Origin of the sequence: Roseateles noduli, from assembly GCF_050626985.1 — a bacterium.
GTDB lineage: Bacteria > Pseudomonadota > Gammaproteobacteria > Burkholderiales > Burkholderiaceae_C > Roseateles > Roseateles noduli_A.
In genome coordinates, this window is the sequence record NZ_CP192463.1 from 4,759,033 (window position 1) to 4,779,912 (window position 20,880).

The window sequence follows — 20,880 nt, forward strand, 5'->3', positions numbered from 1 at the left end:
TCAGTTGTAGAGCGTGCCCGCGTTGATGATCGGCTGCGTGTCCTTGTCGGAGCACAGCACCACCAGCAGGTTGGACACCATCGCCGCCTTGCGCTCGTCGTCGAGCTGCACGATCTCGCGCTCGCTCAGGCCCTTGAGCGCTTCCTCGACCATGCTGACCGCGCCGTGCACGATCTTCTTGCGGGCGCTGATGATGGCCTCGGCCTGCTGGCGGCGCAGCATCACCTGCGCGATCTCCGGCGCATAGGCCAAATGGGTCAGCATGGCCGTCTCGACGCTGACACCGGCGGGCTGGAGGCGCGCCTGCAGCTCGTCGATCATCGCGGCCATCACTTCGTCGGCACCGGCGCGCAGCGTGATCTCCTGGCTGTCGATGTCGTCGCCCTCGTCGTAGGCGAACTGCGAGGCGACATGCCGGATCGCGGCCTCCGCCTGGATGCTGACGTACTGCTCGAAGTCGTCGACCTCGAACACCGCGCGCGCCGTGTCCTGGACCCGCCAGACCACGGCCGCGCCGATCTCGACCGGGTTGCCGCGCTTGTCGTTGACCTTCAGCGTCGGCGCATCGAGGTTGCGCGCGCGCAGCGAGAGACGGCGCTTCGCCATGAACAGCGGGATCGTCCAGCGCAGGCCGGACACACGGTCGGTGCCGACGTAGCGGCCGAAGAGCGTCAGCAGGCGCGCCTCGTTGGGTTGCTGGATGTACAGGCCCGACAGCAGGATCAGACCCGCCAGGATCAGCGTCAACTGCGTCAGGTCGATCGCATCGTGGCGAAACGCGATGACGCGCCAGACGGCGAAGGCCAGCAGACCCAGGCCGATCAGCAGCGCGGCGTAGCCGTTGGCCGTCCCGGCGCGGCGCTCCATCGTCGCCGGCGCCGCGGCGCGCAACGGGGGGGTCTTCGGGACTGCGGTCGTGCTCATCACCAACTCCTCCAAAAAGGTGATATCACTTTAAGCCCCGGACGCACGGTTGCGCAAGTCCTGGCACCGAAAAAGCAGAAAGCGCCCACGAGGGGCGCTTACCAAGGACTCCGGCTGGACTCCCTCTCCCGCACCGCGGGAGAGGGCGGGGTGAGGGCCGGTAGCCGGGGCAGTACGTCGATCAGGCCGTTCAGGCGCCCTTGCGCGCCAGCGGCAGCAGGTAGTTGGCGACGGCGATGCAACGCTGACCGAGCTCTTCCTCGCTGACGCGCAGGCCGAATCCGGCCATCGCGGGCGACGTCAGGAAGCGACCGCCGATCGCGACGGACGGCACGCCGTCGATGTTGTACTGGTTCTGCAGCTTCTCGGCCTGCTGGCACTTGGACTGCACGGTGAAGGACTTGAAGGTTTCCTTGAACTTGGCCGGATCCACGCCCAGCGGCGCCAGGAACTTGGCCATCTCGTCCACGTCGAGCAGGCTCTGGTTGCCGCGGTGGATGGCGTTGAAGATGGCAGGACGGACCTGCGCTTCCTTGCCCATCGCCTCCAGCGTGAAGAACAGCTGCTGGTGGATCTTCACGTTGGCGCGGAAGGCCACGTGGATCTTGCGGTACACCACGTCCGCGGGCAGCTGCTTGGCCCAGGCCTCGATCGTCGGCTCGAAGACGTAGCAGTGCGGGCAGCCGTACCAGAAGAACTCGATCACCTCGACCTTGCCCGGCACCGAGCCCGCCACCGGCGTGGCCAGGCGCTGGTACTGGCGGCCTTCGACCGGGCCGCCCTGCGCCTGCGCCGGCGCGCCGGCCAGGAGCGCACCACCGCCCGCGGCGGTCGACAGGGCCGTGAGGGCGTTGAATTCGCGACGCTTCATCTTCGATTCCTTGTTGGTTCCGCTTCGACCGGCGCGGCAGCGGCCGGCCATCCTAGAAAGTCAAACTTAGAGCGGCATTAACGTTGTACGGGGGCGGGACGCGCGCCGTTCAGGCGCTCAGCGCTGGATCGCCACGAGGTTGGCCTCGACGCCGGCGCCCTCGAGCTTCTTCTGCTGCGCCTCGGCCTCGTCACGCGTGTCGAAAGGCCCCAGGCGGACGCGGAACACGGTGCGGCCGGACTGCTCACGTTCCATGACCTTGGCGGCGAAACCCTGGATCGCCAGCTTGGCGCGCTGCTGCTCGGCGTCTTCCATGCGCGTGTAGGCGCCGGCCTGGACGAAGAAGCTGCCGCGCGAGCCGTCGGGACGCGCCCCGTCGGCGCGCGGCTCGGTGGGACGCTGCTCCGGCTTGACGGACGGGATCTGGCTCTGGGCCTGCGGCTGAACCGCAGGGGCGCGTTCCACCGGGCGGCCTTCGACCGCCGGTGCCGGCGTCGTGCCCGTGCTGACCTGCGGGGCCGGCGGGGTCGCGGGCGGCGCCACCGCCGGCGTCACCACGCCCGACGCGGCCTTCGCGCCGGCGCGGCCGGCCAGCGGCGCGTTCGGGTCCCAGTTCCGATTGCGTTCGGCTTCCTGGGCGTCCTGCTCCGCGGTGCGCTGCGGCAGCTTGTTGACGAACGGCACCGGGGCCTTCGTCACATAGAGGGCCACGCCCAGCGCGATCCCCAGCCCCAGCAGCAGGCCCACGATCAGGCCCATGGCGAATCCGCCGCGCTGCTTCTCTTTGCTCATTGCTGCTCCTGCGAGTCACGTTCCATCGCGTCCGGGGCCGACACCCCCAGCACCGCCAGCGCGTTGCGCATCACCTGCCGCGTCGCGGCCAGCAGCGCCAGGCGCGCGCGCGTCAGGGCCGGGTCGTCGCCCAGCACGCGTTCGGCGCCATAGTAGCTGTGCAGCGCGCCGGCCAGGTCGCGCAGGTAGAACGCGACGTCGTGCGGGGCCAGGTCTTGCGCCGCCGCCGTCAGCATGCGGGGATAGTCCGCCAGCTTGAGCATCAGCGCGGACTCGGTCGGCGCGGTCAGCAGCGACAGGTCGGCGCCGGCCACGGACGCCTCGTCATGACCCTGCTCCGCCCCCTTGCGCAGCACCGAGCAGATGCGCGCATGCGCGTACTGCACGTAGAACACGGGGTTCTCGTCGTTGGCCTTGAGCGCGAGGTCGATGTCGAAGACGAACTCGGTGTCGGCCTTGCGGCTGATCAGGAAGAAACGGACCGCGTCGCGGCTGGTCCAGTCGATCAGGTCGCGCAGCGTGACGTAGCTGCCGGCGCGCTTGGAGATCTTGACCTCCTGGCCGCCCTTCATGACCGTGACCATCTTGTGCAGCACGTAGTCGGGGAAGCCGGGCGGGATGCCGACGCCCGTGGCCTGCAGGCCGCCGCGCACCCGGGCGATCGTGCCGTGGTGATCGCTGCCCTGCACGTTGATGCACTTGGAGAAGCCGCGCTTGAACTTGTTGACGTGGTACGCGACGTCCGGGACGAAGTAGGTGAAGGTCCCGTCGGACTTGCGCATCACGCGGTCCTTGTCGTCGCCGTAGTCGGTCGAGCGCAGCCACAGCGCGCCGCCGTCTTCATAGGTCTTGCCGTTGGCGATGATGCGCGACACGGCGTCCTCGACCTGGCCGCCGCTGTACAGCGAGGACTCGAGGAAGTAGTTGTCGAAGCGCAGCCCGAACGCCTGCAGGTCCAGGTCCTGCTCGTGACGCAGGTAGGCCACGGCGAACTGGCGGATGCCGTCGAGGTCCTCGATGTCGCCGGAGGCGGTGAACTCGCGGTCGTCCGCCTTCACCGTCTCCTGGCGCAGGAAGGCGTCGGCGATGTCCTGGATGTAGTCGCCGTTGTAGGCCGACTCGGGCCAGCCGGCATCGCCCGGCTTCAGGCCCTTCAGGCGCGACTGCGTGGACTGCGCCAGCGTCGCGATCTGCACGCCAGCGTCGTTGTAATAGAACTCGCGGCTGACCTTCCAGCCCTGCGTCGCGAACAGGTGGCAGAGCGAATCGCCCAGCGCCGCCTGGCGCGCATGGCCGACGTGCAGCGGGCCGGTCGGGTTGGCAGAGACGAACTCGACCAGCGCCGACGTGTCGCGCGCCGGCTGATGGCCGAAGCGCGAGGTCGCCGCGAACACTTCGCCGACCACGGCCTGCCGGGCCGCAGGCTTCAGGCGGATGTTGATGAAGCCGGGGCCGGCGATCTCCAGCGCGTCGACCCAGCGCTCGAACGCGGGCTGCGCCTGCAGCTGGGCGATCAGCGTCTGCGCCAGTTCGCGCGGGTTCTTCTTCAGCGCCTTGGACAGCTGCATCGCCGCCGTACAGGCGAAGTCGCCGTGGGAGGCTTGCTTGGGGTTCTCGAAGGCGGCCGCGGGCGCGGCGGCGATGAGGCCGGCGTCGACGGCCTCCTGGCTCAGGCCCTGGAGCACGGTGCCGAGGGCGGCGAGCAATTCCTGCTTGGCTTGGATCATGGGGCCGCATTTTAGGGGACCTCCCCTGTAAGAGACCGTGTGCCCCCTTGCCCGCACCCTCTCCCTGGGGCAGGATGACCCTCCGATGAGCGCCTCCGACGATCTCCGTCCCTCCGCCTTTTCCGATTCGACGCTCGGCGGACTGGCCGACCTGCCGGAGCAGATCGGCAAGTACCGCGTGCTGAGACGGCTGGGCGAAGGCGCGACCAGCGACGTCTTCCTCGCGATGGACGACTTCAAGGGCCAGGAGGTCGCCATCAAGCGCATGCGCACCTGGTCACCCGGCGGCCGCACCGAGGAAGACACGCTCAGCATCCGCTTCTTCGCCGCCGAGGCCGCGCTGGCCGGCCGGCTGCAGCACCCGAACGTCGTGCAGATCCTGGACGCCGTGCAGGACGGCGACCTGCCGTATCTGGTCATGGAGTTCGTCCACGGCGTCACGCTGAAGCACTTCTGCCGCAACGACCGGCTGCTGCCGCTGGACCAGATCGTCGAACTCGGCTTCAAGTGCGCGATGGCGCTGTCGTATGTCTTCCGCCAGGGCGTCGTCCACCGGGACATCAAGCCCGCGAACCTGCTGGCGGTGCTCGACAACCAGGGTCAGGTCACCGACGTCAAGGTCAGCGACTTCGGCAGCGCGCTCAACCTCAACGCCGACATGACGCAGGTGCATCGCGTCGGCTCGCTGGCCTACATGCCGCCGGAGCAGATCGAGGGCGGCGACGTCGGCGCGCAGGCCGACATCTATGCGCTGGGCGCCGTGCTGTACCACCTGGTCAGCGGCCGGCCGCCCTTCGACGCGCCCAACCAGATGGCGCTGATGCATCAGATCTACCACCAGGCGCCGCAGCCGCTGCTGGGCCAGCGCGGCGGCGTGACGGCGGAACTGGACGCGGTCATCCAGCGGGCGCTCTACAAGCACCCGTCCGAGCGCTACCCGGATTGGGAGTCCTTCGGCCAGGCGCTGTCGGAGCTGGTCGCGAAGCAGTTGGTGCCGCTGGCGCGGCTCAACGAGGTGAAGGACTCGGAACGTTTCAACCTGCTGCGCGGGCTGGAGTTCTTCGCGGGCTTCGGCGACGTCGAGCTCTGGGAGGTCGTGCGGCGCGCGCGCTGGCGCCGCTATCCGCTCGACTACCTGCTGTTCAAGAAGGGCCAGGAAGGGAACACCTTCCACATCATCACGCAGGGCGAGGTCGAGGTCTGGCGCGACGAGGCGCTGGTCGCGACGCTGGGCACCGGCACCTCCGTCGGCGAGATGGCCTACCTGGCGCCGAATCCCGATCTGCGCCGCCACAGCACCGACATCCGGGTGACCCAACTTTGCACAACCGTGTCCTTCACGCCGGAGTCGCTGGGGCAGCTCAGCCCCGAGTGCCAGCACCGCTTCGACCGGGCTTTCATCCAGGTTCTTGTCAGGCGGCTCCATCTCGCCCATGAGGCGCTGGCTTCTCCGCGCCGGATCATGTGAGTGGTCATCTGACTCGCGTCGGGAAGCGCGAGTCGAATGGATGTCAGCCGGTTCCGGTCACCGGGTTTCTTGACGTACGTCAACCGCACTTGAGGGCGGTTCGTTCGTATGCTCAACTGCTGCACAGGTCCTTCCCCAAACCCCCTGTAGCCCCGTAGGAGAGAGTGATGAAACACCTGACCCCGACCTCGCTGTTTGCCGGCGCCGTGCTCGCGCTGGCGGCGCTCGGCGCCCACGCCGCGGACGATGCCAAGAAGGCGCCGTCCGAGAAGCAGCTGAAGCAGCAGGAACTGATGAAGTCCTGTAACGCCGAGGCCAAGGACAAGGGCAAGGCGGGCGACGAGCGCAAGGCCTTCATGAGCAGCTGCCTCAAGGGCGAGACCGCGCCGGCCAAGACCGCTCAGCAGACCAAGATGACCACCTGCAATGCCGACGCCAAGGGCAAGACCGGCGACGAGCGCAAGGCTTTCATGAAGGAATGCCTCTCGGCGAAGTAACGCGACGCCGCATGGGGCGCCCCGCGTCGTTGCAGATCCCCGCCATGGCGCCGCCATGGCTCCGGTCTGCGCCTGACGCGGGCCTCCCGATGCGACGCCGCGTTCCTCCGGCGACTGGGCGCTACTTGACCAGCACGCCGCGCGCGAGCATCACCGCGGCGATCGGAATCAGGATCAGCAGGTGCGCCTGCATCATCACGAGGCGGCGCGTGGCGCGCACCTCGGTCTCGCTGGGCAGGCCGCCGCCGCCGTCCAGCGTCTTGAGCCAGCGCCGGTAGGTCAGCGTCGGCTTGATCGAGATCAGCCCGATCACGACGAACATGCCGAACTTGAAGTGCAACAGCGGCTGGTGCCAGTACCAGCCCAGGCCCTTCATGCCCCACCAGGTGCGGGCCAGGCCGGTCAGCAGCACGGCCACCGCGGTCATGCCGTAGATCATGTCCAGCCGCGACAGCCGGCGCACGACGGCCGGATTCATCCATTCGCTGCGGCACAGCGCCGCCTGGCTCGACAGGAACACGACCAGGCTGAGGATGGCCACGATGTGCAGGCCGGCGAGCAGGGCTTCGAGGGTCATGGGGTCTCCCAGATAGAGGCGCGCGTCCAGTAGTCGGGACTGCCGTGATGCTCTTTCAGGAAGTCTATCCAGAGCCTCACCCGCAGCGGCAGGTGCTTGCGCTGCGGCAGCACGGCGAAGATGCCGTTGGGCGGCGCGGCGAAGTCGTCGAGCACGCTGACCAGTTCGCCCGCGCGCAGCGCCGCGGCCACTTCCCAGGTGCTGCGCCAGGCCAGGCCGAGTCCCTGCCTGCACCAGTCATGGAGCACCTGGCCATCGCTGCAGTCGAGCCGCCCGCTGGGCCGCAGGTGCTGCACCTGGCCGTCGATGCGGAAGGCCCAGCCGCGCGTCTGGCTCGCGTCGGAACTCAGCGTCAGGCATTCGTGCCGCATCAGCTCGGATGGATGCTTCGGCGTGCCGGCGCGCTTCAGATAGGACGGCGCGGCCACGCACAGGCGCCGGTTGTCGGCCAGACGCATGCTGATCAGGCTGGAATCGCTGAGGTCGCCGACACGCACCGCGCAGTCGAAGCCCTCGTTGACGATGTCGACCACCCGATCACTGAGGTTCAGCGACACGCTGACCTCCGGATGCCGCGACAGGAAGTCCGGCACCAGCGGTGCGACGTGGCGCCGGCCGAAGCCCGCCGGCGCGGTGATGCGCAGGTGCCCGCTGGCCTTCACGCCGCCGGCGCTGACGCTGGCCTCCGCGCTGGCGAACTCGGCGAGCAGACGTTGGCAGTCCTCGAGGAAGGCGATCCCCTCGTGCGTCAGCGTGAGCTTGCGCGTCGTGCGCAGCAGCAGCTTCACCCCGAGCCGCGCCTCCAGCGCGTCGAGGCGGCGACCCATCACCGCCGGCGCCACGCCCTCGGCCTGCGCCGCGGCGGTCAGGCTGCCCTTGGTCGCGACCAGGGCGAAGGACTCGATCTGTTTGAGGCGGTCCATGGGCGGTGATTGTTGGCCCGTTGCGCCGCCCGGCGCAATGAATGACGACTCTGCACGTTGTTATTTGTGCAAAAAAGTCAGGGATCTTCGACCAGGGCCGACATGAATCGGCACCCCTGCACGACCTACAGTCGACGGACCGCTGAACCGTTGAACCGCCTTTGGGAGTCGTCATGACCGCACGCAGCCAACACCACCGTCTCCAGGTCGATGCCGCCCTGGCCCGTTTCATCGAAACCGAGGCGCTGCCCGGCACCGGCGTTGAGCCAGCCGCGTTCTGGCAAGGCTTCGACGCGCTGGCGCACGAGCTGGCCGCGAAGAACGCCGCGCTGCTGGCCGAGCGCGACCGGTTGCAGACCGAGATCGACGGCTGGCATCGCGCCCATCCTGGCCCGATCGCCGACATGGCGGCCTACCAGGCCTTCCTGAAGCAGATCGGTTATCTGGTGCCCCTGCCGGCGGACCCGAAGGCGACGACCGCCAACGTGGACGCCGAGCTCGCGATCCAGGCCGGTCCGCAGCTGGTGGTGCCGATCCTGAATGCCCGGTATGCGCTCAACGCGGCGAACGCGCGCTGGGGCTCGCTCTATGACGCGCTCTACGGCACCGACGTCATTCCCGAGGCCGACGGCGCCGAGCGCGCTGGCGGCTACAACCCGGTGCGCGGCGCGAAGGTCATCGCCTTCGCGCGCCAGGTGCTGGACCAAGCCGCGCCGCTGACGGGCGCGTCGCACGCCGACGCGGCGGGCTACACGGTCAGCGGCACCGCGCTGTCCGTGGCGCTGAAGGACGGCCGCACGGTCGCGCTGGCCGATCCGGCCCAATTCATCGGCTATCTGGGCGATGCCGCGACACCGGACGCGATCCTGCTGCGCCACCACGGCATCCACCTCGAGATCCAGTTCGATCGCAGCTCGATGATCGGCCAGGGCGACGCGGCCGGCATCTCGGACGTGCTGATGGAATCGGCGCTGTCGACCATCCTGGACCTCGAGGACTCGATCGCCGCCGTCGACGCCGAGGACAAGCTGCTGGCCTACCGCAACTGGCTGGGCATCCTGCGCGGCTCGCTGACCGAGGAGGTCAGCAAGGGTGGCCGGACCTTCGTCCGCCGACTGAATCCGGACCGCGTCTACAAGGCCGCCGGCGGCGGCGACGACGTCGTGCTGCCGGGCCGCTCGCTGCTGTTCGTCCGCAACGTCGGCCACCTGATGACCAACCCGGCCATCCTGCTCGACGGCGATCGCGAGATCCCCGAAGGCATCCTGGACGCCGTCATCACGACGCTCATCTCGATCCACGACCTGAAGCAGCTCTCGGGCTCGGGGCTGCGCAACTCGCGCCGCGGCTCGATCTACATCGTCAAGCCGAAGATGCACGGCCCGGCCGAGGTCGGCTTCGCCAACGAGCTGTTCGGCCGCGTCGAGCAGTTGCTCGGCCTGCCGGCCTCGACGGTCAAGCTGGGCATCATGGACGAGGAGCGCCGCACCAGCGTCAACCTCGCCGCCTGCATCGCCGAGGCGCCGAGCCGCGTCGCCTTCATCAACACCGGCTTCCTGGACCGCACCGGCGACGAGATGCACACCGCGATGCTCGCCGGTCCGATGCTGCGCAAGGGCGACATGAAGGCCAGCGCCTGGATCCAGGCCTACGAGCGCAACAACGTGCTGACGGGCCTGAGCGCCGGCCTGCGCGGCCGCGCCCAGATCGGCAAGGGCATGTGGGCGATGCCCGACCTGATGGCCGCGATGCTCGAGCAGAAGATCGCCCACCCCAAGGCCGGCGCCAACACCGCCTGGGTGCCCAGCCCGACCGCCGCGACGCTGCATGCGCTGCATTACCACCAGGTCAGCGTGGCGCAGGTGCAGCAGCAGATCGAGGCCGAGGCCCCCGGCGTCGATCGCGCCGAGCTGCTCCAGCGCCTGCTCACGATCCCCGTGGCGGCCGCGCCGTCGTGGAGCGACACGGAGAAGCAGCAGGAGCTCGACAACAACATCCAGGGCATCCTCGGTTACGTGGTGCGCTGGATCGACCAGGGCGTCGGTTGCTCGAAGGTGCCGGACATCAACCAGATCGGCCTGATGGAAGACCGTGCGACATTGCGCATTTCGAGCCAGCACGTGGCGAACTGGCTGTACCACGGCGTCGTGACCGAACAACAAGTTCGGGCGACATTCGAACGGATGGCAGCCGTTGTCGACAGCCAGAACGCTGGAGACCCGCTGTACGCACCGATGGCCGGCCATCCGGACAGCATGGCATACCAGGCGGCGCTCGATCTGGTGTTCAAGGGACGTGAGCAACCGAGCGGCTACACCGAGCCGCTGCTGCACGCGTGGCGGCAGAAGCGCAAGGCTGCCGGCAACGCCACCAGTCACTGAATGACGCGGCAACGGTAACGATCTGCAGCGAATCGCCGCCATCGTGCGGGGTACGTCTCCACATGCGAAAGCGGCCTCCGGGCCGCTTTTCTCGTTGCGGCCTTGTCACTTTCAGCACTTGGACATAACCAGTCTGAGTGACTTTCGGCATGCGGATGCCATTCGGCATGCCGTCATGGGCGAAACGTGAACGTTCAAGCATGGAAACCCTTAGGGGAGGGCCCTGGGGTGGGCGGCATTTCCTGTTCCTTAAAGTTTCTTCACTTACGCGCAGTGTCCGGTGACAAAAAGCCATCGGCTCAGCAATCATTTTTGCCATTTCACGGAACAGGCATGACCCCTTCGCATCAACTCCGCCGCATCAGCATCGCCACCGCGATCCTCGCGGCTTCGATCGGCGCCGCTCAAGCCCAAGAGGCCACGCAGCTCGAACGCATCGAAATCACCGGCTCCGCCATCAAGCGCTCGATCTCCGATGAAGGCGCCCTGCCGATCACGGTGATGAAGGCCGAAGAACTGCGCGCCTCCGGCGTGACGAGCGTCGAGGCGATCATCGAACTGCTGTCGTCCAGCCAGTCCAGCAACACCGGCGCCAACTCCATCGGTTCGAGCACCGGCGGCGCGACCTACGCGAACCTGCGCGGCCTGGGCACCAACAAGACCCTGGTCCTGCTGAACGGCCGCCGCATGACGGCGTTCGCCTTCGGCGCCAACGCGGTCGACCTGAACTCCATCCCCTTCGCCGTCATCGACCGCGTGGAAGTGCTGCGTGACGGCGCCTCCGCCGTGTACGGCACGGACGCGATCGGCGGCGTGATCAACTTCATCACCAAGTCCAACTTCCGCGGCGGCCAGGCGGTGGTCGAGCTGTCCAACCCGCAGGAAAAGGGCGGCAAGAAGGAAGGCGCTTCCGTCACCTTCGGCTTCGGCGACCTCGAGAAGGATCGCGTCAACTTCTGGGGCTCGCTCGACAAGCGTCGCAGCGACCGCATCCGCGCGCTGGACCGTGATTTCGCCAAGACCGGCATCATCGCGAGCAAGGGCGTCGCCGGCAGCTCGCCGACCACCTTCCCGGGCAACTTCACGCAGGGCAGCCTGTCGGGCAACCCGACGGCGCCCGGCTGCCAGGGCCCCCTGTCGGTCGTGAACCCGACCAACAACAAGGTCTGCATCTTCGACTTCAGCTCGACCATCGACATCGCGCCCGACATCGACCAGACGACCCTGTCCGGCCGCGGCACCGTCAAGATCGGCGACAACCACATCCTGTCGCTGGACGCGATCTCGACCAAGAACGACAACACGGCCCGCGTGGCGCCGGACCCTGTGTCCGCCATCACGATCCAGCCGAACAACCCGTTCTTCCCGAGCACCTACCCGGGCATCGATCCGACCAAGCCGATCAGCGTGGGCTGGCGCATGGTGCCGGCGGGCCCGCGGACCAACGGTTCACACTCCACCGCCGAACGCGCCGTGGCCGACCTGTCGGGCGTGATCGCCGACTGGGACTACCGCGCCGGCGCGCTCTACTCGAAGAGCACCGCCAATGACGCCGCCGTCGACGGCTACGTCAACGCGCCGTTCGTCCGCGCCCAGGTCGCCGCCGGCAACCTGAACCCGTTCGCCGACGCGACGCCGGCACAGCTGGCCATCATCCAGCAGGCCAAGCGCCGCGGTGTGTTCGCCAACGCCACCGGCGAAACGAAGAGCGTCGACCTCCGCGCGTCGCGCGAACTCTTCGACCTGCCTGGCGGCCGTGCCGCGCTGGCCGTGGCCGCCGAGTACCGCAAGGAAGAGTACAGAAGCGACACCAATGACGATGTCGTGCTGGCGATCCCGTCGGCCGGCCGTTCGCCCAACCACGTCGGCGGCGACCGCAACGTGAAGGCCGTCGGAGCCGAACTGCTGCTGCCGGTGCTGAAGTCGGTGGAAGTCCAGCTGGCCGTGCGCCGCGACGACTACTCCGACGCCGGCGCCACGACCAACCCGAAGGTCGGCATCCGCTTCCAGCCGATCAAGGAACTGGCGCTGCGCGGCTCCTACAACACCGGCTTCCGCGCCCCCGGCCTGGACGACCTGTACGCACCGCAGACGGTCACCTTCTCGTCCGGCGCGAAGAACGACCCGCTGCTGTGCGACGCCCAGGGCAACGCGATCAACGGCGGCGTGAAGAGCCGTGACTGCCAATCGCAACCGCAGGTGCAGAACGGCGGCAACCCGGCCCTGAAGCCGGAGAAGTCCAAGACCTTCACCGTGGGTCTGGTGGTCGAGCCGATCAAGGCGCTGACGGTCTCGGTGGACTACTGGAACATCCGCCTGAAGGACCAGATCAACGTCCTGCCGATCGACGTGATCTTCGCGGACCCGACCCGCTACGCCGCCAACATCGTGCGCTGCAACACGCTGCCGACCGCTGTGCAGGCCAACCTGCAGCGCTGCGGCGGACTGGACGTCAACAGCAACGCCATCGGCTACGTCATCCAGACGAACGACAACATCGGCCGGGTCAAGACCGACGGTATCGACTTCGCGGCGGCCTACTCCACCCCGCTGGCTGGCTGGGGCAATCTGGCGCTGTCGTACGAGAGCACTTACGTCCACAGCTACAAGTACCAGACGAACCCGTCGGGCGACTTCATCGAGAACGTCGGCATCTACAAGGATGCCAATCCGGTCCTGCGCTGGAAGCACACGTTCTCGGCCGCCTGGGCGCTGAACAGCTGGAGCTCGCGTCTGTCGATCCGTCACCAGAGCGGCTACCGCGACCAGAACGATCCCACCACCGTGGTCGGCGGCGCCTCGTTCTACGGCGATGTCGCGACGTACACGCTGGTCGACCTGTCGGGCACCTACAAGTTCAACAAGTCCACGTCGCTGACGCTGGGCGTGAAGAACCTGTTCGACACCGATCCGTCGTTCTCGAACCAGTCGACGCGCTCGCAGCGCGGTTACGACCCCCGTTATTCGGACCCCACCGGCCGCGCCTTCTTCCTGCGCGCCGCGTACGGTTTCTGATAGGTCCCTGACAGACCCTTCCGGCTGTCTGTGGCAGCCGGGATACTGTTTGTTGCTACTCAACAACGAGTTGGGCGCATGATGAATCGGGCAATCCTCGGGAGAGGATTGCCCGCCGATACCCCTGCATGGCCGGAAGTCACCCGTGACGCCGGTCATGCAGGGGTATCGGTCCTTCCAGGATGCCCCGTTCCCGAGGGCCGGTACTGCCTCAATTGGTAGGAACCCGCGCCGGTTGTCGAATTGCAGTCATTGACACTTCTTTCACGCGACCTTCACGCAATTCTGCGGAACAAGGTCGTCCGGACATGTTTCGCGCGACGTCACAAGCGCCGCCGCTCGACACCTTTAGGAGTGTTTCTTTGAAGACCAAACTGAACGCGGTGAGCCTGGCAGTCGCCGCCACCATTGCAATCGCGTCGTCGGCCGCGATCGCCCAAGCCCAGGACCAGACCCAGCTGGAACGCGTCGTCGTGACCGGCTCGGCGATCAAGCGGATCGCCGCCGAAGGCTCGCTGCCCGTGCAGACCGTCACCCGCGCCGAGATCGAGCGCAGCGGCGTGACCTCGGTCACCGAGCTGATGCAGAGCCTGTCCTCCGTCCAGGGCGGTTTCACCGAAGGTGACACCGTCGGCGGCGGCGGTGGCGGCTTGGCCACGGTCTCCATCCACAACCTGAGCGGCGACCGCACCCTGGTGCTGCTCAATGGCCGGCGCCTGCTGGGCGAAGCCGGCGGCGCGGTCGACCTGAACATGATCCCGCTCTCGATCATCGAGCGCGTGGAAGTGCTGACCGACGGCGCCTCGGCCCTGTACGGTTCCGACGCCGTGGCCGGCGTGGTGAACTTCATCACTCGCACCAACTCGCAGCGCAAGAACATCTCCGCGTTCGTCTCCGTGCCCACGGAGAGCGGCGGCAAGGAACGCAGCGCATCGATTTCCGGCGGCTTCGGCGACCTGGAGGACAACGGCTTCAACGTGATGTTCGGCCTGTCGATGGACAAGCGCGACGCGCTGACTGCCAGCCAGCGCGACTTCTCGAAGACGGGGGTGATCAACTTCGGTCACGAAGGCAAGAACTACCAGTTCTTCAACGGCTCGCCGTCGGCGATCCCGGGCAACGTCAACGTGCCGATCCGCAACCCCGACGGTTCGATCGGCTCCGAGCTGCGCAACGTATACCTGGCGCAGAACGGCGAATGCGCGCCGCAGCACGTGCGCGTCGACGACTACTGCTCTTTCGACTACGCCGGCACCGTCCAGGCCTTCCCGGACCGCAAGCGCACCAACCTCTTTGGCTCGGGCTCCGTGAAGCTGGGCGAGCACACGCTGCGCGCTGACCTCCTGCTGGGCAAGACCAAGACGAGCGGCAAGATCGCCGCCGTGCCGGGCGCCGTGGCGGTGGACCCGAATGGTCCGTTCGCCGCGGAACTGGCCGCCGTCGGCTACACGCCTGCCTACTTGCAGTCGCTGGGCCTGGATCCGAGCCGGATCGCCTCGGTGTCGTATCGCGCCTTCGACCTGGGCAACCGCACCAGCATCTTCGAGCGTGACAACAAGGCCTTCTGGCTGTCCCTGGAAGGCCAACTGGCCGGCTGGGACTACACAGCGACGGCAGGCTACCAGCGCGCGGAAGTCGAGGAAAGCAACTCCGGGTACCCGCTCGCCAAGGCCTTCGGCACGCTGCTGCGCAGCGGCGTCTACAACCCCTTCGTGCTGCCTGGACAGCAATCGCAGGCGGCCAAGGACGCGGTGTCGCAGATCATGATCTCCGGCGCCTACGGCGTGGAGACCAGCACGATGGCCAACGTCGACTTCCGCGCCTCGCGCGAGATCTTCAAGACCGCGTCCGGCGGTGCCTACCTGGCGCTGGGCGCCTCTTTCCAGCAGGACAAGGTCGAGGACAACCCGGGCAAGGTCGCCCGCGGCGAAGGCGGCGTGAACGGCGATGACCAACGCTTCGGCGACAGCACCGTCGTGATCCCCTACGACGCCAAGCGCGACACGATGGGCGCGTTCGCGGAACTTGTCGTCCCCGTGGTGAAGAACCTGGAAATCACCGGCGGCGTGCGTTACGACAACTACCGCAACGTTGACAGCGCGACCAACGGCAAGCTCTCTTTCAAGTTCACGCCGATGCCTGAACTGCTGTTCCGCGGCTCGGTCGGCACCGGCTTCCGCGCCCCCACGCTGCGCCAGCTGTACCGTCCGCTGCAGGAATTCGGCGTCACGGCGACGCCGTACGAGTGCAGCCCCGGCATGGCCGCGATGGCCGCCAGCCTGGGCGCCACATGCCAACCCGGCGAGAAGCAATACAACGTGTTCACCGGCGGCGTGAAGTCCGTCAAGCCGGAAGAGTCGAAGCAGGCCACGCTGGGCTTCCGGATCGAGCCGACGTCGTCGTTCTCCTTCGGCGCCGACTGGTGGTGGGTCGGTATCGACAAGACCTTCGGCTCGGTTGACGAGAATGAGGCCTTCGGCGATCCGCAGAAGTACTCCAACCTTTGGCTGGTCTACACGGACCCGGTCACCGGCGAAAAGTTCCTGGCCTACAACGCCAGCACGACCAACCTGGGCAAGTCGTATAGCTCTGGCATCGACTTCGACGTGACTGGCCGCGTGAACACGCCGTTCGGCCGCCTGACGTCGAACGTGCGGGCCACCTATATGCTGGATCGCAAGGTACAGCTGTTGGCCAACGGCGAGTACTTCTCCGACGTCGCCGAGAACCACGCCTCGCTGGGCACAGTGACCTTCCGCTGGAAGGGCCAGTGGACCAACACGCTGCAGACTGGCAACTGGGCGCACACGGCCAACATCAACTTCCAGTCGGGCTACAAGGACTTCCCGACCTGGGTGGTCGACCGTGACGACCCGAATCCGCAGACGAACGAACACAACGTCCGCCTGAAGGTCAAGCCGTACGCCACGCTGGACTGGCAGACCGCCTACACCTGGAACAAGCAGCTGACGGTCGCCCTGGGCATCAAGAACGTGTTCGACAAGGAACCTCCCCTGTCGCTGCGCGCCAACGGCGGCCACATGCTCGGCTTCGACTACCGCTACTACAGCCCGATGGGCCGGACCGTCCAGGTCAAGGCCAGCTACGACTTCTGATCGCGATCACGACGTCCCGCCGCACCACGGCGGGGCATCGGATGCCTCACGACAAGGACTCCTCCGGGAGTCCTTTTTTTTCGGCTGCCACGGGACGGAATCCATCGCAAGGGCTTAAGGTCGATTCACGCAGGTTAAGTATTGTTTCCATACTCCGTCCGATATCCATAACCCATTGGATTGACGGCTATTTTCCATATTCATCACATCGAATCGATAAATTCGACGTTGCTTCGCACCGACGAATATTCTCGACTCCTTAACGTCACACAAACGATAAATCAACGATACGTGCGAAAACCGCTCAAAACCCCGCCGTTTGAAATCCGACATTTCCATGCGAGTTAAGCATTCGTAAATTCCGAAACTGTGGCGCAGGCACGACCGAACCGTCACCAAACGGTAAGGAGAAACCCGCGAAAACGGGCCGTTTCGGCGCGCACGGTCCCCAATTCGCGCGCTTTACGAACAGGCACCTATGACCTCTGGCAATTCGTCAGCACACTTTTGTCAGGCCTCGCGATGCGGGGCCGTTTCAATTCCGGCTCGCCGCACCCACGAGGAGGGCGGGCGCTCTCCCTAGAGGTGCATATGTACAAGCTGAACGCGGTGAGCCTGGCAGTCGCCGCCACCTTCGCGGCCGCGTCCTTCCCGGCGCTGGCACAGAGTCAACAGGACCAGACGCAGCTGGAACGCGTCGTGGTGACGGGCTCGGCGATCAAGCGGTTGGACGCCGAGTCGTCGGTCCCCGTGACCACGCTGAAGATGAGCGACATCCGTGACCAGGGTCTCACGACGGTCGAGCAGATCCTGAGCACGCTGACCGCGAGCCAGAGCAGCCTGGGCACCAGCCAGGCCGTCGGTTCCTCGACGGGCGGCGCGTCCTTCGCCGACCTGCGCGGCATCGGCGCCAACAAGACGCTGGTGCTGCTGAACGGCCGCCGCATCGCCAACAACGCGTTCGACGGTTCCGCGCCCGACCTGAACATGATCCCGATCGCCGCCATCGAGCGTATCGAGGTGCTGCGTGACGGCGCCTCGTCGCTGTACGGCACGGACGCGATCGGCGGCGTGATCAACTTCATCACCCGCAAGGACTACACCGGCGGCTCGGTGAGCCTGGGCTTCGACTCGCCGCAGCACGCCGGCGGCAAGACCCGCAACGCCAACGCCGGCTTCGGCTACGGCGACCTGGACAAGGAAGGCTTCAATGTCTTCGGTTTCGTCGACCTGCAGAAGCAGGATTCGATCAACGGCAACCAGCGCGACTTCAACCGCCGTTACCCAGGGGGTCTGTCGGCCAGCACGTTCCCGGCCAACTACTACGTCCCGCCCAAGACCGCCGCCGACACCGTCACGGTGTACAACCCGGCCGGTCCGGCTTGCTCGGGCAACAACCTGCTGCCTTCTGGCGACAACACGTCGTGCTACATCACGACCTCGCCGTACGTGGACTACATCCCCGAGAGCGAACGCGCTTCGGGCATGATCAAGGGCACCCTGAAGATCAACAACGATCACCAGATCGGCGCTGAATACTTCGTGACCCGCAGCGAAGTCCGCACCCAGATCGCTCCGGTGCCATACGGCGCGCTGTCGATGAGTGCGACCAATCCCAACTACCCGAACAACCCGGCCCTGGGCGGCCAGGACATCGTGGTGCGTTGGCGCGACACCGTCAACGGCCCGCGCCGTGACGAGAACGTCAACACGCAGCAGCGCTTCCTGCTGACCGCCGACGGCACCGTGCAGGGCTGGGACTACTCGGCCGGCGCGAGCTACAACGTCAACAAGGTCACCGAGAAGCTGACGCACGGCTACGCCGACGGCAACGTGATCACGAAGGGTGTCGCCGACGGCATCATCAACCCGTTCGGATCGCAGACCGCAGCCGGCCAAGCCCTGGCCGAAAGCGCTGCGGCCGCGGGCACGCTGATGACCGGCAAGGGTGAGACCTGGAACGTCGACGCCCACGCCAGCCGCGAAGTCGGCGACTGGTTCGGCGCCGGCCGCGCCGCAGCCATCGCGCTGGGCACCGAGTTCCGCAAGGAGAAGTTCTCGCAGGTCGCCAACACCGACTACGCCGAGATCGTCGTCGCCTCCACCGGCGTCGACCCGAACACGAACAGCCGTGGTGACCGCAAGGTCTACGCCTTCTACGGCGAGCTGAACGTTCCGGTGCTCAAGGACTTGGACCTGACCGCCGCCGTCCGCTACGACAAGTACAACGACTTCGGCAACACGACCAACCCCAAGTTCAGCTTCCGTTATCAGCCGACGAAGGAAGTGCTGGTGCGTGGTTCGTACTCGACCGGCTTCCGTGCCCCGTCGCTGTATGAGCTGAACGCCGCGCAGACCTACACGAACTCGAGCACCGTCAGCGACCCGCAGCTGTGCCCCACCGGCGCCGGCAGCCCGCTGCTCTGCAAGACGCAGTTCCAGGTCCTGAACGGCGGCAACACCGAGCTCAAGCCTGAAAAGAGCAAGAGCGCGACCCTGGGCTTCCAGTTCGCCCCGATCGCCGATGCCAGCTTCGGTATCGACTTCTGGTGGCTGCGCCTGAAGAACCTGATCGGCGTGATCGGTGATGCCTCGCTGTACGACCCTGCGAACTACGGCCAGTTCGGTCAGTACTTCCACCGCAACCCGGCCGGCCAGCTGTCCACCGACGGCACCGCCTGCCCCGGCGCGGATTGCGGCTACATCGACGTGCGTCAGCAGAACCTGGGTGGCACCAACACCAATGGTTTCGACCTGAACGGCAACTACCGCCTGCGCACCGCCTACGGCAACGTCACGTTCGGCCTGAACAGCACCTACGTCACCAAGTACGAGTTCCAGGAATACCAGAACGGTCCTTGGAACCAGAACGTGTCGGTCTATGCCGGCGCGGGTCCGGTCTTCCGCTGGCAGCACACGGTCAGCGCGGTGTGGAGCTACGCCAACAAGTACACCGTCGGCCTGACGGCGCACCACAAGACTGGCTACGCGGATGATCCGTCGACGGACGAAGGCGCCGCCAACCGCGTCGCGTCGTACACGACGTTCGACCTGTACGGCGCGTACAGGCCGATCAAGAGCCTGTCGCTGACCGCTGGCGTGCGCAACCTGTTCGACCGCGATCCCCCGCTGTCGTACCAGCAGGCCGTGTTCCAGGCTGGCTACGACCCGCGTTTCACCGACGCATCGGGCCGCACCTTCTACGTCCGTGGCTCGTACGACTTCTGATCCTCAGAAATCCGAGCACAATCCAAGGGCCCTTCGGGGCTCTTTTTCATTTCCGCGTCACTTCGACCGCGTTCCTTCCTTCATCCATGTCTGAAACGCCGCGCGCTCCGTCCCATTGCCAGATCCTCATCATCGGCGCCGGCCCCGCCGGCAGCGCGGCGGCGCGCTGGCTGGCCAGGGCGGGCGTGGACGTGGTGTTCGCCGACCAGCAGCCGCTGGGTCGCGACAAGGTCTGCGGCGACGGGCTGATCCCGGACGCGCACAAGGCGCTCGACCGACTGGGCCTGCTGGACCGTGTGATGGCCAGGGCGCAGCGCTCGGCGCACGTGGGTTGCATCGGACCGCGCGGCGGCCGGATCGACGTGCCGGGTCACCTCGCGGTGCTGCCGCGCAAGCAGCTCGACGAGATCCTGAACCTCGGCGCGCAGGAGGCCGGCGCGCGGTTCCTGGCGCCGGCCCGCTTCGAGGCGGCGCTGGAAGACGATCAGGGCCGCGTGCGCGGCGCGCGGTTCACCATCGACGGCCAGCCCCACGAGATCACCGCCGACTGGGTGATCCTGGCCACCGGCGCCGTGCCCAAGGCCCTCACGGCCGCCGGCATGTGCGAACGCCACACCCCCAGCGGCGTCGCGCTGCGCGGCTACGTGCGCGCGCCCTCGATGGTCGGCGAGATCAAGGCGCTGGAGGTGGTCTGGTGCAAGCCGGTGCAGCCGGGTTACGGCTGGATCTTCCCGGCGCCGGACGGCAGCTTCAACATCGGCGTCGGCGTGACCGACAGCCACAAGGACATGGCCGGCAAGGGGCAGAAGAAGGACGTGAACCTGCGCGCCATCTTCGATGCCTTCGTCGAGCACTACCCCCCCGCGAAGCGGCTGATGGCCGAGGGCGAACTGATCGGCGAACTCAAGGGCGCGCCGCTGCGCTGCACGCTCAACGGCGCGCGCTGGACGCGGCCCGGCCTGCTGGTGACGGGCGAGGCGGCGGGCTCGACCTACTCGTTCACCGGCGAGGGCATCGGCAAGGCGATGGAGACCGGCCTGCTGGCCGCGGAGGCCATCCTGGCGCACCGGGCCGGAACGGCGGCCGCCGCCGACGCCCAGGTCCGCGAGCAATACGAGCAAGGCCTGCGAGCGCTGCAGCCGAAGTACGACCTTTATGAGCGCGGCAACCGCGTCAACCGCTTCCCCTGGCTGGCCGACCTGCTGATCTGGCGCGCGCAGAAGAGCCCGCGCCTGCTGAAGCGGATGAGCGGCGTGCTCAACGAGACCAGCAATCCCGGCAACCTGGTGAGCCTGAAGGGGCTCACGCGGCTGTTCCTGGAATGAGGTTCGGCAAGTCGCCTAGGATGAGCGCCGCGACCT

The 20,880-nt window shown here is 67.0% G+C and carries 13 protein-coding genes; 7 read left to right on the forward strand and 6 right to left on the reverse strand.

Annotated features, from left to right (window positions below; all coding sequences use genetic code 11):
- From ACQ4L4_RS20640 to argS, 4 genes are all read right to left on the reverse strand, one after another.
- Window positions 1-924, reverse strand: a complete 924-nt coding sequence (locus ACQ4L4_RS20640; RefSeq protein ID WP_377159133.1) for an SPFH domain-containing protein — start codon at window positions 922-924, stop codon at window positions 1-3.
- Window positions 925-1,114: 190 nt separating this feature from the next.
- A complete protein-coding gene (locus ACQ4L4_RS20645; protein WP_431100742.1) occupies window positions 1,115-1,795 on the reverse strand; it encodes a thiol:disulfide interchange protein DsbA/DsbL in 681 nt (226 codons plus the stop codon).
- Between the two features lie 117 nt (window positions 1,796-1,912).
- Window positions 1,913-2,587, reverse strand: coding sequence for an SPOR domain-containing protein (locus ACQ4L4_RS20650; RefSeq protein WP_431100743.1), 675 nt, complete (start codon window positions 2,585-2,587; stop codon window positions 1,913-1,915).
- Window positions 2,584-4,314: an arginine--tRNA ligase gene (gene argS / locus ACQ4L4_RS20655; RefSeq protein WP_431100744.1), complete on the reverse strand. Its 1,731-nt coding sequence runs from the start codon at window positions 4,312-4,314 to the stop codon at window positions 2,584-2,586. The genes ACQ4L4_RS20650 and argS overlap by 4 nt, the downstream gene beginning before the upstream one ends.
- Before the next feature lie 85 nt (window positions 4,315-4,399).
- Here argS and ACQ4L4_RS20660 point away from each other — a divergent pair, with 85 nt between their 5' ends.
- On the forward strand, window positions 4,400-5,782 hold the full coding sequence (locus ACQ4L4_RS20660; protein ID WP_431100745.1) for a serine/threonine-protein kinase: 1,383 nt from the start codon (window positions 4,400-4,402) through the stop codon (window positions 5,780-5,782).
- Window positions 5,783-5,949: 167 nt separating this feature from the next.
- On the forward strand, window positions 5,950-6,279 hold the full coding sequence (locus ACQ4L4_RS20665; RefSeq protein WP_431100746.1) for a PsiF family protein: 330 nt from the start codon (window positions 5,950-5,952) through the stop codon (window positions 6,277-6,279).
- Window positions 6,280-6,400: 121 nt separating this feature from the next.
- Here the strand turns inward: ACQ4L4_RS20665 and ACQ4L4_RS20670 are convergent, their stop codons facing one another.
- Both ACQ4L4_RS20670 and ACQ4L4_RS20675 read right to left on the reverse strand, forming a co-directional pair.
- Window positions 6,401-6,856 (reverse strand): DUF2214 family protein, encoded by a 456-nt coding sequence (locus ACQ4L4_RS20670; protein ID WP_377159127.1) that lies wholly within the window; start codon window positions 6,854-6,856, stop codon window positions 6,401-6,403.
- A complete protein-coding gene (locus ACQ4L4_RS20675; RefSeq protein ID WP_431100747.1) occupies window positions 6,853-7,779 on the reverse strand; it encodes a LysR family transcriptional regulator in 927 nt (308 codons plus the stop codon). Before ACQ4L4_RS20675 ends, ACQ4L4_RS20670 begins: the two co-directional genes overlap by 4 nt.
- A gap of 173 nt (window positions 7,780-7,952) precedes the next feature.
- Between ACQ4L4_RS20675 and ACQ4L4_RS20680 the strand changes: the two genes are divergently transcribed.
- From ACQ4L4_RS20680 to ACQ4L4_RS20700, 5 genes are all read left to right on the forward strand, one after another.
- A complete protein-coding gene (locus ACQ4L4_RS20680) occupies window positions 7,953-10,160 on the forward strand; it encodes a malate synthase G (protein WP_431100748.1) in 2,208 nt (735 codons plus the stop codon).
- 333 nt (window positions 10,161-10,493) lie between these two features.
- The gene (locus ACQ4L4_RS20685; protein WP_431100749.1) at window positions 10,494-13,175 is read left to right on the forward strand and encodes a TonB-dependent receptor; all 2,682 of its coding nucleotides are present in this window, start codon (window positions 10,494-10,496) and stop codon (window positions 13,173-13,175) included.
- A 362-nt stretch (window positions 13,176-13,537) separates the two neighbouring features.
- A complete protein-coding gene (locus ACQ4L4_RS20690) occupies window positions 13,538-16,291 on the forward strand; it encodes a TonB-dependent receptor domain-containing protein (protein WP_431100751.1) in 2,754 nt (917 codons plus the stop codon).
- A 591-nt stretch (window positions 16,292-16,882) separates the two neighbouring features.
- The gene (locus ACQ4L4_RS20695; protein ID WP_431100752.1) at window positions 16,883-19,519 is read left to right on the forward strand and encodes a TonB-dependent receptor; all 2,637 of its coding nucleotides are present in this window, start codon (window positions 16,883-16,885) and stop codon (window positions 19,517-19,519) included.
- Between the two features lie 86 nt (window positions 19,520-19,605).
- Complete coding sequence (locus ACQ4L4_RS20700) at window positions 19,606-20,844, forward strand: geranylgeranyl reductase family protein (protein ID WP_431100753.1); 1,239 nt, start codon at window positions 19,606-19,608, stop codon at window positions 20,842-20,844.
- Window positions 20,845-20,880 lie beyond the last annotated feature (36 nt).